We start from the raw sequence: 278 nt of genomic DNA on the forward strand, positions 1-278 counted from the left end.
TCTAATGGTCAGATGTTAAGTCAAATAGTAAAAAATAACTTAGATCAAGAATTGAAAACTACCAATCAAACCTTTGATAGTTATATTAATCCTGTTTCAGGAGCTGATGAAATTATGGGGTTAGTTCATAATTTTAATCCATTTATTGAGTATTCTCCAAATAGTTATGGGCTGAAAAGATTTCAATTTTACCGGTTAAAAACACAGTGGTGGTATAAAGAAAGTGAAACTCAGACCACCTATGACACGGAAGGCAACAATCCGTTTGTTACCTCAAT

At 32.4% G+C, this 278-nt stretch carries 1 protein-coding gene; it reads left to right on the plus strand.

Annotated elements, in window-relative coordinates:
- The coding region (locus KI686_RS16715) for a hypothetical protein (protein ID WP_237590433.1) at positions 1–278 on the plus strand (278 nt) is incomplete at both ends.

This window comes from Polaribacter sargassicola (genome assembly GCF_021991835.1).
In the GTDB taxonomy this organism is placed as follows: domain Bacteria; phylum Bacteroidota; class Bacteroidia; order Flavobacteriales; family Flavobacteriaceae; genus Polaribacter; species Polaribacter sargassicola.